Source organism: Caballeronia sp. SL1002, assembly GCF_057814995.1.
This window is the reverse complement of record NZ_JBYMUW010000002.1, coordinates 1,281,049-1,295,306: the sequence shown is the minus strand read 5'-3', so window position 1 is coordinate 1,295,306 and position 14,258 is coordinate 1,281,049. Positions and strand designations below refer to the sequence as shown.

Here is a 14,258-nt window from a genome sequence, read left to right as displayed (position 1 = left end):
AACCGAACAAACCAGACCAAACCAAACCAAACCAAACCAAACCGACGGTTTTTAGATGTGCCCGTCGTCCTCGCGCAGCGGGGATGGAAGTGGCAGGTGCTGTGCCAATCCGAAAAAATGCGCGAAGACCGAGTCAGCTTGCGAGCCTATCCGTGTCGTTATGAGTGGTGGACACTTAGACGGATAAGCTGCTTTCTTTGCTTACTTTCTTTGCAGCAGCAAAGAAAGTGAGTCCCGCCCCGGACAGGGGCAGAGCTAATAGACCTACACGAAAGCAAGTTCCCAGAAAGCACAGGCAAACAAAACCAATTGGGCGCCAGCAAACCAAGCGAGCACAGGCAAACAAAACCAATTGGGCGCCAGCAAACCAAGCGAGCACAGACAAACAAAACCATCGGGCGCCAGCAACCAAACATTCAAAGCAGGAGAAGAAAACCCATGACCGATGCAGTAATCGTATCAACGGCCCGCACGGCGCTCGCCAAATCCTGGCGCGGCGCGCTGAACATGACCCACGGCGCGACCCTCGGCGGCCACGTGACGCAAGCCGCCGTAGCCCGCGCGGGAATCGATCCAGCGCGCATCGAGGACGTCATCATGGGCTGCGCGAACCCCGAAGGCGCAACGGGCGCCAACATCGCGCGCCAAATCGCGTTGCGCGGCGGACTGCCCGTGAGCGTGCCCGGCATGACCGTGAACCGCTTTTGCTCGTCAGGCCTGCAAACCATCGCGCTCGCGGCGCAGCGGATCATCGCGGGCGAAGGCGATGTGTACGTGGCAGGCGGCGTCGAGTCGATTTCCTGCGTGCAGAACGAAATGAACCAGCACATGCTCGCGGATGGCTGGCTCAAGGAACACAAGCCGGCCATTTACTGGTCGATGCTGCAAACCGCCGAGAACGTGGCGAAACGCTACGAAATCTCGAAGGATCGGCAGGACGAATACGGCGTGCAGTCGCAACAGCGCGCGGCGGCAGCTCAAACGGCCGGGCGCTTCAACGATGAAATCGTGCCGATCACCGTGCTTGCGGGCATCGCCGATAAAACCTCGGGCCAGCTTTTCACGAAGGAAGTGACGCTCGCCGCCGACGAAGGCATCCGCGCCGATACGACGCTCGAAGGCGTATCGAAGATCCGCACGGCCATGCCCGGCGGCGTCATCACGGCGGGCAACGCGAGCCAGTTCTCCGACGGTGCGTCGGCGTGCGTCGTGATGAACGCGACGCTCGCGGAAAAGGAAGGTCTGCAGCCGCTCGGCATCTTCCGCGGCTTCGCTGTCGCCGGCTGCGAGCCGGACGAGATGGGTATCGGCCCGGTGTTCGCCGTGCCCAAGCTCTTGAAGAAAGCCGGGCTGTCGGTCGGCGATATCGACTTGTGGGAACTCAACGAGGCGTTCGCCGTGCAGGTGCTCTATTGCCGCGACACGCTGGGCATTCCGAACGAGCGGCTCAACGTGAACGGCGGCGCGATCGCGGTCGGTCATCCGTACGGCGTGTCGGGCGCGCGGCTGACGGGACACGCGCTGATCGAAGGCAAGCGGCGCGGCGCGAAGTTCGTCGTGGTGACGATGTGTATCGGCGGCGGGCAGGGCGCGGCGGGACTCTTCGAGGTGGTGTGACGCGGCGTGTGCCTCGTGAAACGCGACTAGAATATTGCGACACGCATTCATCATCGGTCAGAACGAGGACACACCGTGCTACGACACATCGTCATGTGGAAACTGAAGGATCACGCCGAGGGCGCCGACCGCGCCGAGAACGCCACGAAGCTCAAGGCCGCGCTCGAAACCTGCCGCAGTATCGTGCGCGGTCAGGGGCATTTCGAGGTCGGCGTGGCGCAGCCGGGGCTGGAAGCGACTTACGATGTCGTGCTCGTCTCCGATTTCGACGATAAAGCCGCCCTCGACGCCTATCAGGTTCACCCGAAGCACGTCGCGCTCAAGGACTTCGTGGCCTCGGTGCGCGAGTCGCGCCAGTGCATCGACTACGAAGTGTGACGCGATGGATTCGACCGACTCCAAGAACCCCAAGACCGTCGAGCCGCCCGCGCTCGAAAGTCCGTTCGTCGAGATGCTCGGCGCGCAATTGATCCTCGCCGAAGACGGCGCGAGCGAAGTGCTGCTGCCGCTTTCCGGCATGCACATGAACACGTGGGGCATCGCGCACGGCGGCGTCACGATGACGCTCGCGGACGTCGCGCTCGCGATGGCCGCGCGCAGTGTCGCGGGCGACGGCATCGGCGTCGTCACGGTGGAGATGAAGGTGAACTTCATGCAGCCGGGCCGCGGCGAATTGCGCGCCTTCGCCCGCGTGTTGCACCGCTCGACCACCATGGCGTATTGCGAGGGCGAGATCCGCGACAGCGAAGGCCATTTCGTCGCGAAGGCGCTCGGCACGTTCAAATACATGCGCAGGCTGGCAGTCGGCCGCGATATCGCGCGCCAGCGCCTGCGCTCCGATCCCAAGGCGACGCCCGGTCCGAGCGACGCCTGACCCAAGGAGCATCCGAATGTCCAGTAGTCCGCAATTGAACCGCCAGATCCTGCTCGTTTCGCGTCCAGAAGCCGAGCCGTCGGCGGAGAATTTCAAGCTGATCGAAACGCCGCTCGCGCCGCTCGCCGAAGGTCAGGTCCGCGTGCGCAATCACTACCTTTCGCTCGATCCGTACATGCGCGGCCGCATGAGCGACGCGAAGTCCTACGCGAAACCGCAGCCGCTCGACGAAGTGATGATCGGCGGAACGGTGGGCGAAGTGGTCGAATCGAAAAACGCGAAATTCGCCGTGGGCGACAAGGTGGTCGGGATGTTCGGCTGGCAGGAATTCGGCACCTCCGACGGCACCGGCATGCAGAAAGTCGACGACACGCACATTCCGCTCTCGGCGTATCTCGGGCCGGTCGGCATGACGGGCGTGACGGGCTGGTACGGGCTGAAACGCATCATCGAGCCGAAAGCGGGCGAGACCGTGGTGGTGAGCGCGGCGAGCGGCGCGGTCGGCGGCGTGGTCGGGCAACTGGCGAAAGCGGCCGGCTGCCGGGTCGTGGGGATCGCGGGCGGTGCGGACAAATGCCGCTACGTGGTGGACACGCTCGGCTTCGACGCCTGCGTCGATTACAAAGCGGGCAAGCTCTACGACGACCTGAAAGCGGCGACGCCCGACGGCGTCGACGGCTACTTCGAAAACGTCGGCGGCGAAGTGCTCGACGCCGTGCTCTCGCGCATGAACGCGTTCGGGCGCATTGCGATCTGCGGGATGATCGCGGGCTATAACGGCGAGCCGATGCCGCTCAAGCGCCCGTCGCTCATCCTCACGCAGCGCCTGACAGTGCAGGGGTTTATCGTGAGCGAGCACATGGAAGTGTGGCCGGAAGCGCTGAAGGAACTCGGCGGGCTGGTCGCGCAGAAAAAGCTGCAGTATCGCGAGAGCATCGCGGACGGGCTGGAACGCGCGCCGGAAGCGTTCTTCGGTTTGCTGAAGGGCAAAAACTTCGGCAAGCAACTCGTCAGGCTGATCTGAGAGAGGTCGATCACGTGGACCAGTTCGACGGCAAGGTAGCGGTGATCACCGGCGGCGGCAGCGGTTTCGGCCGTGCGTTTGCGCTGAAAGCGGCGTCGCTTCGTATGAAACTCGCGCTCGCCGACGTCGATGCCGACGCGCTCGCTGAAACTGTCGAACTCGCGCGCGCGCTCGGCGTCGAGGCGATCGGCGTGCCGACCGACGTGTCCGATGCGGCGCAAGTCGACGCGCTCGCGACGGCGACGCTCGACGCGTTCGGCGGCGTGCATCTGCTCTTCAACAACGCGGGCGTCGGCACGGGCGGTTTCGTCTGGGAGAACAGCGCGAACGACTGGCAATGGGTGTTCGGCGTGAACGTGATGGGCGTCGCGAACGGACTGCGCGCCTTCACGCCGATCATGCTTCGCCAGAACGAGCCGGCGCACATCGTGAACACGGCTTCGGTCGCCGGGCTCTTGTCCGCGCCCGCGATGGGCGTCTACAACGCGTCGAAACACGCCGTGGTCGGCATGACCGAGACGCTCTATCACGACTTGCGGATCGCGGGCGGGGCGGTCGATTGCTCGCTGCTGTGTCCGGCGTTCGTGCCGACCGGCATCGCGCGGGCCGAGCGCTCGCGGCCCGGCGCGCTGCGCAACGACGTGCCGCCGACCGCATCGCAAACCGTAGCCATGCGGCAACTGACCAAGGCGGTGGACGGCGGCAAGCTGAACGCGGAGGACGTCGCCGACATCACGTTCGACGCCATCCGCGCGCGGCGTTTTTACGTGCTCTCGCATCCGAACATCATGGCTTCGGTGCAGCTTCGTCTCGACGATATCGCCGCGTTGCGCAATCCGACCGATCCGCTTTCGTTGAAGCCCGAGGTCAAGCCCGAAGTGAAGCCGCCGGGCTAAACCCGTTAGCCGATGCCGCTCAATCCCAAGATCGCGCAGATCCTAGACATGATCGCGCGCGCCAATCGCCCGCCGTATCACACGCTCGACGCATCGGCCGCTCGCGCCGCCTACGCTCAGAGCGCCCCGATTCTCGACCTCGCGCCCGCGCCGATATTCGACGTGCAGGACATCGAGATTCCCGCGCGCGACGGCGCGGCGATCCCCGTTCGTGTGTATTACCCCATCGAGCCAAACTGGGCGCAACCCGCCGCCGCGTTGCTGTATCTGCATGGCGGCGGCTTTACGGTCGGCAGCGTCGAGACGCACGACGCGCTGTGTCGCGTGTTGGCGCGCGATGCGGGTTGCGTGGTGGTATCGGTCGATTACCGGCTCGCGCCCGAACACAAATTTCCCACCGCCCTCGACGACGCCTTCGACGCGCTTGACTGGCTGCATCGCGAGGCGGCGTCGCTCGGCGTCGATCCGGCGCGGCTCGCGATCGGCGGCGACAGCGCGGGCGGCACGCTCGCCACCGTCTGCGCCGTGCTTGCGCGCGATGCGGGCATCGCGTTGAAGCTGCAATTGTTGATTTATCCGGGGACGAGCGCGCGCCAGCAAAGCGCGTCGCACGCGCGTTTCGCGGAAGGTCATTTGCTCACGGCAAAAACTATCCAGTGGTTTTTCGCGCAGTATCTGAGAGGCGACGACGATCGCGACGACTGGCGTTTCGCGCCGCTCGACGGCCGCAACGCGCCGGATTTCTCGGGCGTGGCGCCCGCGTGGATCGCCGCCGCCGATCACGATCCGCTCTTCGACGAAGACGTCGCCTACGCCGCGAAGCTGGAAAAAGCGGGCGTGCCGGTCACGCTCGTGCGCTACGAAGGCATGATCCACGAGTTTTTCAAAATGGGCGGCTTCGTGCCGGAAACACTGGATGCGCACGCGGACGCGGTCGCTGCTTTGAGGAAAGCGTTCGAAGCGTGATTTATGTCCGGAATTCAAACGCCCGGAGGTAAGAGCCGGGCCGCGCGATGCGATGCGAACCGTCGTCGTCGCTGCGTTCCTCGATCTCGATGTCCAGTCCGCCATTCGCCCGCCGCACGCGCAACGCGGTCGTGCTGCGCGTGCCGTAATCGGCGGTTTCGATGAACGCCGCCGACAGCACGCGCTCGCGCTCGATCGAAATGCCCGTGGACGGCAGCGCGTGGTCGTCGGCGGTGCGCGGATCGCGCAAAGTGTCGATCAACTGGTCGAGCGACGGCGATTCGTCCGCGTGAAGCAGATCGCGCAACGCGTCACGTTGCGCGACGAGCTTGGGCCAGGGCGTATTCAGCAAGCTATTCGATAGTCCGTGAATGCCCGCTTCGAGCAGCGCGGGCGGCGCATCGGCGCGATTGCCGTACCAGCCGAGTTCGCCGCGCGAAAGGTCGCCGGCAAGCAGATTGAAACCGTTATACCGATGCCCGCGCACGGCGACGTCGCGCAGGTAATCGAGCGGCGCGACGCGCGGGCCGGTCAGAAAATCGCTGACGAGCGTGCCGCGCGTGGGCGCGTCCGGCTTTACTTCGGCGGGCGCGCGGTAGTTGGTCAGCGCGGCGAAACGGCCGTCGCGCGTGAGGCCGAGCCAGGTGCCGCCGCCCGTCAGGTCGCGTCCGGCGAGCACGTCCGGCGCATCGGTCCACCAGGCGAGCGGCTCGGTATCGCGACGAAAAAACTCATCGCGATTCGCGGCCAGCGTCAGGATCGCGGGCGCGCCGGGCTGCCAGTCGCCGGGCTGCCAGTCGAATACGATCAGGCACATGGACGGTCAGGCGTCCGCTGGAAACGCGTACGGCAGCGGTCGGAACGTGAGCGCCGGGCCGTCGGCCGATCCGACATGCACCGAGCCGTTATCGAGCGCGGCCAGCTTGATCTCGACCAGACAATCGACGCCGCCGCCCGGCGCCGGCGCCGCGTTGATGACGAGACCGCAAGGCTGGCCGGGGTCGTCGGCGTGGAACAGCTCGTTGCCGGGCGCTGCCGCGTCCACGTGCGCGAGCGTGGTGCGCCGTTTGATCGTGCCGCGATACTGGCTGCGCGCGACGATTTCCTGGCCCGGATAGCAGCCTTTCTTGAAATTGACGCCGCCGAGCACGTCGAAATTGACCATTTGCGGCACGAATTGCTCCGATACCGCGTGCGTAATGCGCGGCTCGCCCGCCTGAATGTCGAGCCAGTCCCAGAGCGCGGGCGTCGCGCGCGTGAGCGTGGCGTCGAGTTCGGCAAGCCGCGCGTCGATCGCCGCTTTCGGGCCGACCCACAAGAAGCGCGGGCGATGCGCCGCGTCCGGCACGCGGATCAGCGAGCCATTCGGGCCATCGACGTTCACGTGAACGGCATCCGGCAGCGCGTCGAAAATGCCCGACAACGCCGCGCGCACGTCGCCCGCGAAGCCGACGGCCGCGAGTTCCGGCGTCGCATCGACGAGTTTCGCCTTCGCGCGCAGCACGAACATCGAAAGGCGCTTTTGCACGGCGGCCTGCACGTCCTGCGCGATCAAAAGGCGCACAGCCGATGCAGTCCGCCACATCAAAAACGACGCGAGCAAACGGCCTTTCGGCGAGCAGTAACCGGCGAGACGCGCGCTGGACGCATCGAGATGCTGCACGTCGTTGGTCAACTGGCTGTGGAGGAAGCTCGCGGCGGCGTCGCCGGTCACGTCGATCACGCCGAATTGCGTAAGCGGCATGAACACGCCGCCGGATTCGACGGCGGCGAAGGTTGAATCGGGGGAAACAGTTGAGGCGGAAGGTGCGTTCATGGAGTCGGCTTGAAGTCAATCCTGACTTTGGCGGGGACGAACAAGTATTATATGGGGTCTATCTCTCGCGTGTTTCGCATGTCCCTTTTGAAGAAATGTCTGGTCGCGATGGCGGTGGCCGTTGTGATCGCGATAGCGTCGTCCGTCGGCGTCTATTATTGGGCCACGAGCCCGCTGCAACTCGCCACGCCTCAACTCGACGTCACCATCAAGCCTCACAGCAGCCTGCGCAGTGTCAGCAGCCAGCTTGCGCGCGGCGGCGTGCCGGTCCAGCCCGAGCTTTTCGTGCTGATGACGCGCGCGCTCGGGCTCTCGTCGCAATTGAAATCGGGCAACTACGAGTTCAAGACCGGCATCACGCCTTATGACGTGCTGCAGAAAATCGCGCGCGGCGACGTGAACGAGTATGTCGTCACCGTGATCGAAGGCTGGACGTTCCAGAAAATGCGCGGCGAACTCGACGCCAGCCCGGCGCTCTCCCACGACACCGCGGGCATGAGCGATACGGACTTGCTGAAGGCGATCGGCGCGCCGGAAGTGGACAAAGCGTCGGCGGAAGGGCTCTTTTTCCCCGACACCTATCTGTTCGACAAGGGCACGAGCGATCTCGCCGTCTACAAGCGCGCATACCGGCTGATGCAGGCGCGGCTCGCCGAGGCGTGGAACGGCCGCGCGCAGAACTTGCCGTACAAGACGCCTTACGAGGCGCTCGTGATGGCGTCGATCGTCGAGAAGGAGACCGGCCGCCCGTCCGACCGGCCGCTGGTCGCCGCCGTGTTCGCGAACCGGCTGCGGATCGGCATGCCGCTGCAGACCGATCCGACCGTGATCTACGGGCTGGGGTCCGCATACGGCGGCCGTCTGAAGAAAAAGGATCTGCAAACGGACACTCCGTACAATACCTATACGCGCATGGGCTTGCCGCCGACGCCCATCGCCTTGCCCGGCGTCGCCGCGCTCGCCGCCGCGCTGAATCCGGCGCCGAGCACGGCGCTTTACTTCGTTTCACGCGGCGACGGCACGAGCATCTTTTCAGACAATCTCGGCGACCATAACAAGGCCGTCGACAAGTACATCCGGGGACAATGATGGCGCGCGGCAAATTTCTCACCTTCGAGGGCATCGACGGCGCGGGCAAGACGACGCATCTCGCGTGGTTTCGCGAGCGGCTCGAAGCGCGTCTCGCCGCGAGCGGCCACGCGGTCGTGATGACGCGCGAACCCGGCGGCACGGCGCTCGGCGAAAGCTTGCGCGACATGTTGCTGAACCAGCCGATGGACCTCGAAACCGAGGCGCTGCTGATGTTCGCGGCGCGCCGCGAGCATCTCGCGCAGGTGATCGAGCCGGCGCTCGCGCGTGGTGACTGGGTGCTGTCCGACCGTTTCTCCGATGCCACGTTCGCCTATCAGGGCGGCGGCCGCGGCCTGCCGCGCGACAAGCTCGAAGCGCTGGAGCGCTGGGTACAGGGCGGATTCCAGCCGGATTTGACGGTGCTGTTCGACGTTCCGACCGCGACCGCCAGCGAACGGCGCGGCGCGGTGCGCGCGCCGGACAAGTTCGAGAGCGAATCGGACGCGTTTTTCACCCGAACGCGCGACGAATATCTGCGACGCGCGGAGGAATCGCCCGAGCGATTCGTGATCGTGGATGCGACGCGATCCATTGAAGATATCCGGAAAGTACTCGAAGAAGTGATCGCAACACTTTGAATTTCAAGAATTTTTCGTAATTTAGAAGAATTCACATGAGCATGTCGTCTCAACCTATTGATTAATCGAATGATCTACCCCTGGCAAACCGACGATTGGACGCGTCTTCAGCAGCTGCGCGCCAACTGGCCGCATGCGCTGCTGCTGCACGGCGAGGCCGGGATCGGCAAGCTCAAGTTCGCCCAGCATCTGGCGCAAGGTCTGTTGTGTGAAGCGGCGCTGCCGAATGGCGAGCCGTGCGGCAAATGCCCGGCGTGTCTCTGGTTTAGCCAGGGCAACCATCCCGATTTCCGCTCCGTCCTGCCCGAGGCGCTCGCGGGCGAAGCGGCGGGTGCATCGGACGAAAAAGAGAAAGCCGACGCCGACGAAGGCAAGAAAACACGCGCGCCCAGCAAGGAAATCAAGATCGAGCAGGTGCGCGCGCTGCTCGATTTCTGCGGCGTCGGTTCGCATCGCGGCGGTTTGCGGGTCGTGGTGCTGTATCCGGCCGAAGCGCTCAATATCGCCGCCGCGAACGCACTGCTCAAGACGCTCGAAGAACCGCCCTCGGGCGTCGTGTTCCTGATGGTGTCGGCGCGCATCGACCGGTTGCTGCCGACCATCATCAGCCGCTGCCGCCAATGGCCGATGACCCTCCCGCCCGCGCCGGCCGCGACCGCGTGGCTTACGGCGCAAGGCATCGACGATGCCGCCGCGTTGCTCGCCGAAGCCGGCGGCGCGCCGCTCACGGCGCTCGCGCTCGCCACCAGCGAACATCGCGCGCTGCGCGACTTCACGCTCGGGCAACTGTCGGCGGGGCCAGGTTGCGATGCGTTCGCGCTCGGCGAGAATCTGCAGAAGCTGCCGGTGCCGCTCGTGCTCGGCTGGCTTCAGCGCTGGCTGTACGACGTGCTCGCGGAGCGCGAGGCGTCGCGTCCGCGCTATTTTCCCGGCGCGAAGAAGGCGCTCGCGCGCTGCGCGTCGGAAGTCGATCCTGCCGCTTTCGCCCGTTACATGAAGACCGTCACGCGCCAGCGCGCCGTGGAAAACCATCCGCTGAACGCGCGGCTTGTCTTCGAAGAACTTTTCCTCGGGTATCGGGACGTGTTCCAGCGGGACACGTTCCGAACCCACAACGCCCACTGATTTTGCACGCCATGAGCCTGACGTACCGCGATGCCACTCCCGACGATCTTCCGCAAATCGTCGCCATTTATAACTCCACGGTGCCGTCGCGCCGTGTGACGGCCGATCTGGAACCGGTTACGGTCGAGAGCCGTCAAGCGTGGTTTCAGGCGCACGGTCCGGCCGCGCGGCCGCTGTGGGTGGTCGAGGGTGAGGGCGACTCGGCGGGTGAAGTGATCGCGTGGCTGAGTTTTTCCGATTTCTACGGCCGTCCGGCCTATTTGCGCACGGCCGAAGTCAGCATTTATCTCGATGAACGCGCGCGCGGCAAAGGGCTCGGCAAACAATTGCTGCGCGCGGCGCTGGATTGCGCGCCGTCGCTGCGGATCGACACCGTGCTCGGTTTTATCTTCGGCCACAATGAACCGAGCCTGCGGCTTTTTCAGGGCTTCGGGTTTTCGGCGTGGGGTACGTTGCCGCGCGTCGCCGTGCTCGATGGCGTCGAGCGCGATCTCGTGATCTTGGGTTTACGGATCGACGCGCCGCTCAAAGATTGATCAGGAACCGCCCATGTTTGTCGATTCGCATTGCCACATCAATTTCGAAGGTCTCGGCGACCGGCTGCCGGACGTGCTCGAACGCATGCGCGAGCACCGCGTGACGCACGCGCTGTGCGTCTCGGTGGATCTGGAAACCCTGCCGTCGGTGCTCGATATCGCGGAGAAGTGCGAGAACGTCTACGCGTCGGTCGGCGTGCATCCGGACCACGAGCACATGCGCGAGCCGAGCGTGGCCGAATTGGTCGAGTTGGCGGCGCATCCGAAGGTGGTGGCGATCGGCGAAACCGGGCTGGATTATTACCGTCTGGAAGGCCGCAGCATCGCCGATATGGAATGGCAGCGCGAGCGATTCCGCACGCATATCCGTGCGGCGCACGCGACGGGCAAGCCGCTCATCATCCATACGCGGGCGTCGTCGGAGGACACGCTGAAGGTCATGGCCGAGGAGCGCGCCGGCGAAACCGGCGGCGTGATGCATTGTTTCACCGAGCCGTGGAACATCGCGGAATCGGCGATAGCGCAGAACTTTTACATTTCGCTGTCGGGCATCGTGACGTTCAAGAGCGCGAAAGACGTGCAGGACGTCGCGCGGCGCGTGCCGATCGAGCGGCTTTTGATCGAAACGGACTCGCCTTACCTCGCGCCGGTGCCGTATCGCGGCAAGCCGAATGAACCTGCGTACGTGAGCCATGTCGGACGCTTTATCGCGCAATTGCGCGACATGACGGACGAAGCGCTCGCGGCGGCGACGACGGCCAACTTTTTCCGGCTCTTCAAGATCCCGCCGCCGCTGGCGTGACGCGCCGCAAACGGTTAGTCGCGCCTCGAAAAATACGTTAATAATCAGAAAGTTAGCCCCACAAAAGGTCACATGAACACATTTTTCGTTTCCCCGATGCTCCGCTCGGCCAACGCGCGCGGCCTTTTTGCCGGCTTCGTGTTCGCGCTCGCCGCGATCCATCCGGCATTTGCCGCGCCCGCCGACACCATGATCAAGGCCGTCAAATTCGACGACGTTTCCGAAGTCAAGAAGCAGTTGGCAAACGGCATGGACCCGAATCTTGCCGATAACACGGGCACGCCGCTCTTGATCATCGCCGCGAAGGAAAAGTCGGAGAAAGTCGGCAAGCTGCTCGCCGACGACCCGAAAATCGACCTCGAAAAGACCGATCCCGCGGGCGAAAACGCCATGATGATGGCCGCGCTCAACGGCGACGTCGAGTTCGTGAACATGCTGATCGCGAAGGACGCGGAGGTGAACAAGAAGGGCTGGTCGCCGCTGCACTACGCGGCAACCAACGGTCACGACGACATCGTGAAAGTGTTGATCGACCATTCGGCTTACGTCGATGCGGGTTCGCCCAATGGCACGACGCCGCTGATGATGGCGGCGCGCGGCGGGCATCTTTCGACCGTGAAACTGCTCCTCGACGAAGGCGCGGATTTGCGCGTGAAGAACCAGATCGGTATGACGGCGGTGGACTTCGCGCAGAAATACAATGAAAAGGACGTCGCGGAAGGGCTCGCGGCACGCCTGCAGTCGATGAACCAGGGCGCCAGCGCTCCGCAAAACGGCGCAAACGGTGCAAAATAGCGTATTCGTCAGGCGCGCCGGAATGGCGGCGTGACTGACGGATTGTCGAAGGGACACAGGATTATTCGCAAGCGCAAAACCGCGTGACGAGATCCGGGGAGCGCGAATCTGCAAGTTGGAAAACGCTCATCCCCGATACTCGCGCGCCGGAATTCCGCCGCTCAACATATAAAAACAGGGAGCACCATGCTGCGGGTTTTCGTTCTCGCCAGTGTCCTCGCCGTGCCGCTCAGCGCGGCGGCGTTCACCGGAAACGATCTGAACAAGCTCTGTACCAAGACGGACACGGTTTCGCGCAACGCGTGTTCGGCGTATATCGAAGGCGCGGCCGACGGCATTTACAACACCATCGAAGCAATCGGGGGAACCTCCGGTCCGCAAGTCGGACAATACTTTTGTCTGCCGACCGATGTGAAGCCGCAGCAACTGACCGACGCCGTGCGCAAATACGTCGCCGATAACCCGGACAAAGCCAATTTCAATGCGAGCACGATGGTGTCGCTGGGATTGGGCAAGGCGTTTCCCTGCAAGGCCAGCAACTAGTCGGCCCGCCGCTGCGCAGCAGTGCGCACGCGTGCACGTGAAGAAGGCCGGTCCGCGTGACCGGCCGCTTGTTTTGAGGTGGCCGCTTATGTAGCCGCTCATGCGTCCGCTTATAGTCCGCTCATGCGTTCGCTCATGCGCCTCGCGCTCATGCTTCTCGCTCCACCCACGTAGTCCTTCGTCGTATCCACCCTCTCACCAGGCAGGCTCCGACGCCCATGACTTCCATTACCCTCGACGACATCCTGCGCATCGCCGAAGCGCCGTTGCACAGTTGGCCCGGAACGCTGGTCGTCGCCGTGCTCGGCGTGCTGTTCGCGATCGGCGTGCATCGGGTCGGCTCGCGCATTTTGCAACGCATCGCGCGGCCGTATCCGCTGATGAGCGTGGTCCTGCGCTATATCGATAAACCCGCGCTCGTCTTGCTCGTGATCCTCGCGCTCGGTTTCGTGCTCGCCGAGGCGCCCGATACGCTGCCGTTCGCCACCGCCTTGCGCGATCTGCTGACAGTGGCGCTGATCGTCGCGTTGACGTTTCTCGCGGTGCGCTCGGCGGGCGCGGTGGGCGAGGCGATCGTGCAGGCGCATCCGCTCGACACCGAGAACAATCTCCACGCGCGCCGCGTTCACACGCAGGCGCGCGTGCTGGCGCGCTCGGTGATGGTGGTGATCGTCATCATCGGATTCGGCGGCGCGCTGATGACCTTTCCGGCCGTGCGCCAGATCGGCGCGAGTTTGCTGGCGTCGGCGGGCGTGGCGGGCTTGGTCGCCGGTATCGCGGCGCGCCCGGTGCTCGGCAATCTGATCGCGGGCTTGCAGATTGCGTTGTCCCAGCCGATCCGTCTCGACGATGTCGTCGTAATTCAGGGCGAATGGGGCCGCGTGGAAGAAATCACGGGCACATATGTGTCGATCCGGATCTGGGATCAACGCCGGCTGATCGTGCCGCTGCAATGGTTTATAGAAAATCCGTTCACCAACTGGACGCGCAATAGTTCGCAAATCATCGGCACGGTGTTTTTCTTCGTCGATTACCGGATGCCGCTCGCGCCGCTGCGCGAGGAATTGCAGCGCATTCTGGAACACGCGCCGGAGTGGGACGGCCGTGTGCAGGTCCTTCAGGTGACCGACGCCACCGAACAGTCGATGCAACTGCGCGTGCTCGTCAGTTCGTTCGATTCGGGCCTGAACTGGGACTTGCGATGCCGCGTGCGCGAAGGTTTGCTGGGCTTCGTGCAGACCGCGTATCCGCATTTTCTGCCGCGCACGCGGGCGGATTTCGTCACCGAAAAGCATCACGTCGATTTCGCGCCGCCGCTCGATCGAACGGGCGCCGCGCCCGGCACTGCATCGAGCACGGCGGCACGAACGGAAGCCGATCCGGTCGCGAGCCGCGGCGAGCGCAGCGGGCCAGCGCCGGACCCGGCGGCGAATGCAGCAGCGAAACGCTAAGCGTTATTCCGCTGAAACCCCGCGCGCGTTTGCCAGTCGAAAATAGCAGCCGCGGTATTTCAATAAAGCCGCATCGACCGCGCCGCGCGAAACACCCGATAAAC

The 14,258-nt window shown here is 64.2% G+C and carries 16 protein-coding genes; 14 read left to right on the top strand and 2 right to left on the bottom strand.

The features are described 5' to 3' along the window. Positions 1-438: 438 nt before the first annotated feature. The 6 genes from AC3D25_RS08640 (at position 439) to AC3D25_RS08615 (ending at position 5,377) form a co-directional block, all read left to right on the top strand. Complete coding sequence (locus tag AC3D25_RS08640; RefSeq protein ID WP_488888001.1) at positions 439-1,617, top strand: acetyl-CoA C-acyltransferase; 1,179 nt, start codon at positions 439-441, stop codon at positions 1,615-1,617. A gap of 75 nt (positions 1,618-1,692) precedes the next feature. Then, positions 1,693-1,995: a Dabb family protein gene (locus tag AC3D25_RS08635; RefSeq protein WP_488888000.1), complete on the top strand. Its 303-nt coding sequence runs from the start codon at positions 1,693-1,695 to the stop codon at positions 1,993-1,995. A 4-nt stretch (positions 1,996-1,999) separates the two neighbouring features. Beyond that, positions 2,000-2,491 carry a PaaI family thioesterase gene (locus AC3D25_RS08630; protein WP_488887999.1) on the top strand — a complete coding sequence of 164 codons (492 nt, stop codon included), beginning with the start codon at positions 2,000-2,002 and terminating at the stop codon, positions 2,489-2,491. 16 nt (positions 2,492-2,507) lie between these two features. After that, entirely contained in the window at positions 2,508-3,515 is a 1,008-nt protein-coding gene (locus AC3D25_RS08625) for an NADP-dependent oxidoreductase (RefSeq protein WP_488887998.1), read from the top strand. A 14-nt stretch (positions 3,516-3,529) separates the two neighbouring features. After that, positions 3,530-4,411 (top strand): SDR family oxidoreductase, encoded by an 882-nt coding sequence (locus AC3D25_RS08620; protein ID WP_488887997.1) that lies wholly within the window; start codon positions 3,530-3,532, stop codon positions 4,409-4,411. A gap of 12 nt (positions 4,412-4,423) precedes the next feature. Further along, complete coding sequence (locus tag AC3D25_RS08615) at positions 4,424-5,377, top strand: alpha/beta hydrolase (RefSeq protein ID WP_488887996.1); 954 nt, start codon at positions 4,424-4,426, stop codon at positions 5,375-5,377. A 1-nt stretch (position 5,378) separates the two neighbouring features. On the opposite strand, the gene AC3D25_RS08610 is transcribed toward AC3D25_RS08615, so the two are convergent. Together AC3D25_RS08610 and ygfZ are read right to left on the bottom strand one after the other, a co-directional pair. After that, positions 5,379-6,194, bottom strand: coding sequence for an NRDE family protein (locus AC3D25_RS08610; RefSeq protein ID WP_488887995.1), 816 nt, complete (start codon positions 6,192-6,194; stop codon positions 5,379-5,381). Positions 6,195-6,200: 6 nt separating this feature from the next. Beyond that, a complete protein-coding gene (gene ygfZ / locus AC3D25_RS08605; RefSeq protein WP_488887994.1) occupies positions 6,201-7,193 on the bottom strand; it encodes a CAF17-like 4Fe-4S cluster assembly/insertion protein YgfZ in 993 nt (330 codons plus the stop codon). Positions 7,194-7,271: 78 nt separating this feature from the next. Here ygfZ and mltG point away from each other — a divergent pair, with 78 nt between their 5' ends. From mltG to AC3D25_RS08565, 8 genes are all read left to right on the top strand, one after another. After that, positions 7,272-8,282: an endolytic transglycosylase MltG gene (gene mltG / locus AC3D25_RS08600; protein ID WP_488887993.1), complete on the top strand. Its 1,011-nt coding sequence runs from the start codon at positions 7,272-7,274 to the stop codon at positions 8,280-8,282. After that, a complete protein-coding gene (gene tmk / locus AC3D25_RS08595) occupies positions 8,282-8,902 on the top strand; it encodes a dTMP kinase (RefSeq protein WP_488889645.1) in 621 nt (206 codons plus the stop codon). Before mltG ends, tmk begins: the two co-directional genes overlap by 1 nt. Before the next feature lie 69 nt (positions 8,903-8,971). Further along, positions 8,972-10,027, top strand: coding sequence for a DNA polymerase III subunit delta' (locus AC3D25_RS08590; protein WP_488887992.1), 1,056 nt, complete (start codon positions 8,972-8,974; stop codon positions 10,025-10,027). Between the two features lie 11 nt (positions 10,028-10,038). Further along, the gene (locus AC3D25_RS08585; protein ID WP_488887991.1) at positions 10,039-10,563 is read left to right on the top strand and encodes a GNAT family N-acetyltransferase; all 525 of its coding nucleotides are present in this window, start codon (positions 10,039-10,041) and stop codon (positions 10,561-10,563) included. 13 nt (positions 10,564-10,576) lie between these two features. Continuing rightward, positions 10,577-11,365, top strand: a complete 789-nt coding sequence (locus tag AC3D25_RS08580; RefSeq protein ID WP_488887990.1) for a TatD family hydrolase — start codon at positions 10,577-10,579, stop codon at positions 11,363-11,365. Positions 11,366-11,437: 72 nt separating this feature from the next. After that, on the top strand, positions 11,438-12,160 hold the full coding sequence (locus tag AC3D25_RS08575) for an ankyrin repeat domain-containing protein (protein ID WP_488887989.1): 723 nt from the start codon (positions 11,438-11,440) through the stop codon (positions 12,158-12,160). Positions 12,161-12,346: 186 nt separating this feature from the next. Next, the gene (locus AC3D25_RS08570; protein ID WP_488887988.1) at positions 12,347-12,703 is read left to right on the top strand and encodes a Rap1a/Tai family immunity protein; all 357 of its coding nucleotides are present in this window, start codon (positions 12,347-12,349) and stop codon (positions 12,701-12,703) included. A 218-nt stretch (positions 12,704-12,921) separates the two neighbouring features. Beyond that, positions 12,922-14,154, top strand: coding sequence for a mechanosensitive ion channel family protein (locus tag AC3D25_RS08565; RefSeq protein ID WP_488887987.1), 1,233 nt, complete (start codon positions 12,922-12,924; stop codon positions 14,152-14,154). Positions 14,155-14,258: the final 104 nt, after the last annotated feature.

Coding starts and splice junctions, on each gene's coding strand:
- AC3D25_RS08640 (WP_488888001.1), top strand. CDS start 439: ATGACCGATGCAGTAATCGTATCAACGGCCCGCACGGCGCTCGCCAAA.
- AC3D25_RS08630 (WP_488887999.1), top strand. CDS start 2,000: ATGGATTCGACCGACTCCAAGAACCCCAAGACCGTCGAGCCGCCCGCG.
- AC3D25_RS08625 (WP_488887998.1), top strand. CDS start 2,508: ATGTCCAGTAGTCCGCAATTGAACCGCCAGATCCTGCTCGTTTCGCGT.
- AC3D25_RS08615 (WP_488887996.1), top strand. CDS start 4,424: ATGCCGCTCAATCCCAAGATCGCGCAGATCCTAGACATGATCGCGCGC.
- AC3D25_RS08610 (WP_488887995.1), bottom strand. CDS start 6,194: ATGTGCCTGATCGTATTCGACTGGCAGCCCGGCGACTGGCAGCCCGGC.
- ygfZ (WP_488887994.1), bottom strand. CDS start 7,193: ATGAACGCACCTTCCGCCTCAACTGTTTCCCCCGATTCAACCTTCGCC.
- mltG (WP_488887993.1), top strand. CDS start 7,272: ATGTCCCTTTTGAAGAAATGTCTGGTCGCGATGGCGGTGGCCGTTGTG.
- tmk (WP_488889645.1), top strand. CDS start 8,282: ATGGCGCGCGGCAAATTTCTCACCTTCGAGGGCATCGACGGCGCGGGC.
- AC3D25_RS08590 (WP_488887992.1), top strand. CDS start 8,972: ATGATCTACCCCTGGCAAACCGACGATTGGACGCGTCTTCAGCAGCTG.
- AC3D25_RS08585 (WP_488887991.1), top strand. CDS start 10,039: ATGAGCCTGACGTACCGCGATGCCACTCCCGACGATCTTCCGCAAATC.
- AC3D25_RS08580 (WP_488887990.1), top strand. CDS start 10,577: ATGTTTGTCGATTCGCATTGCCACATCAATTTCGAAGGTCTCGGCGAC.
- AC3D25_RS08575 (WP_488887989.1), top strand. CDS start 11,438: ATGAACACATTTTTCGTTTCCCCGATGCTCCGCTCGGCCAACGCGCGC.
- AC3D25_RS08570 (WP_488887988.1), top strand. CDS start 12,347: ATGCTGCGGGTTTTCGTTCTCGCCAGTGTCCTCGCCGTGCCGCTCAGC.
- AC3D25_RS08565 (WP_488887987.1), top strand. CDS start 12,922: ATGACTTCCATTACCCTCGACGACATCCTGCGCATCGCCGAAGCGCCG.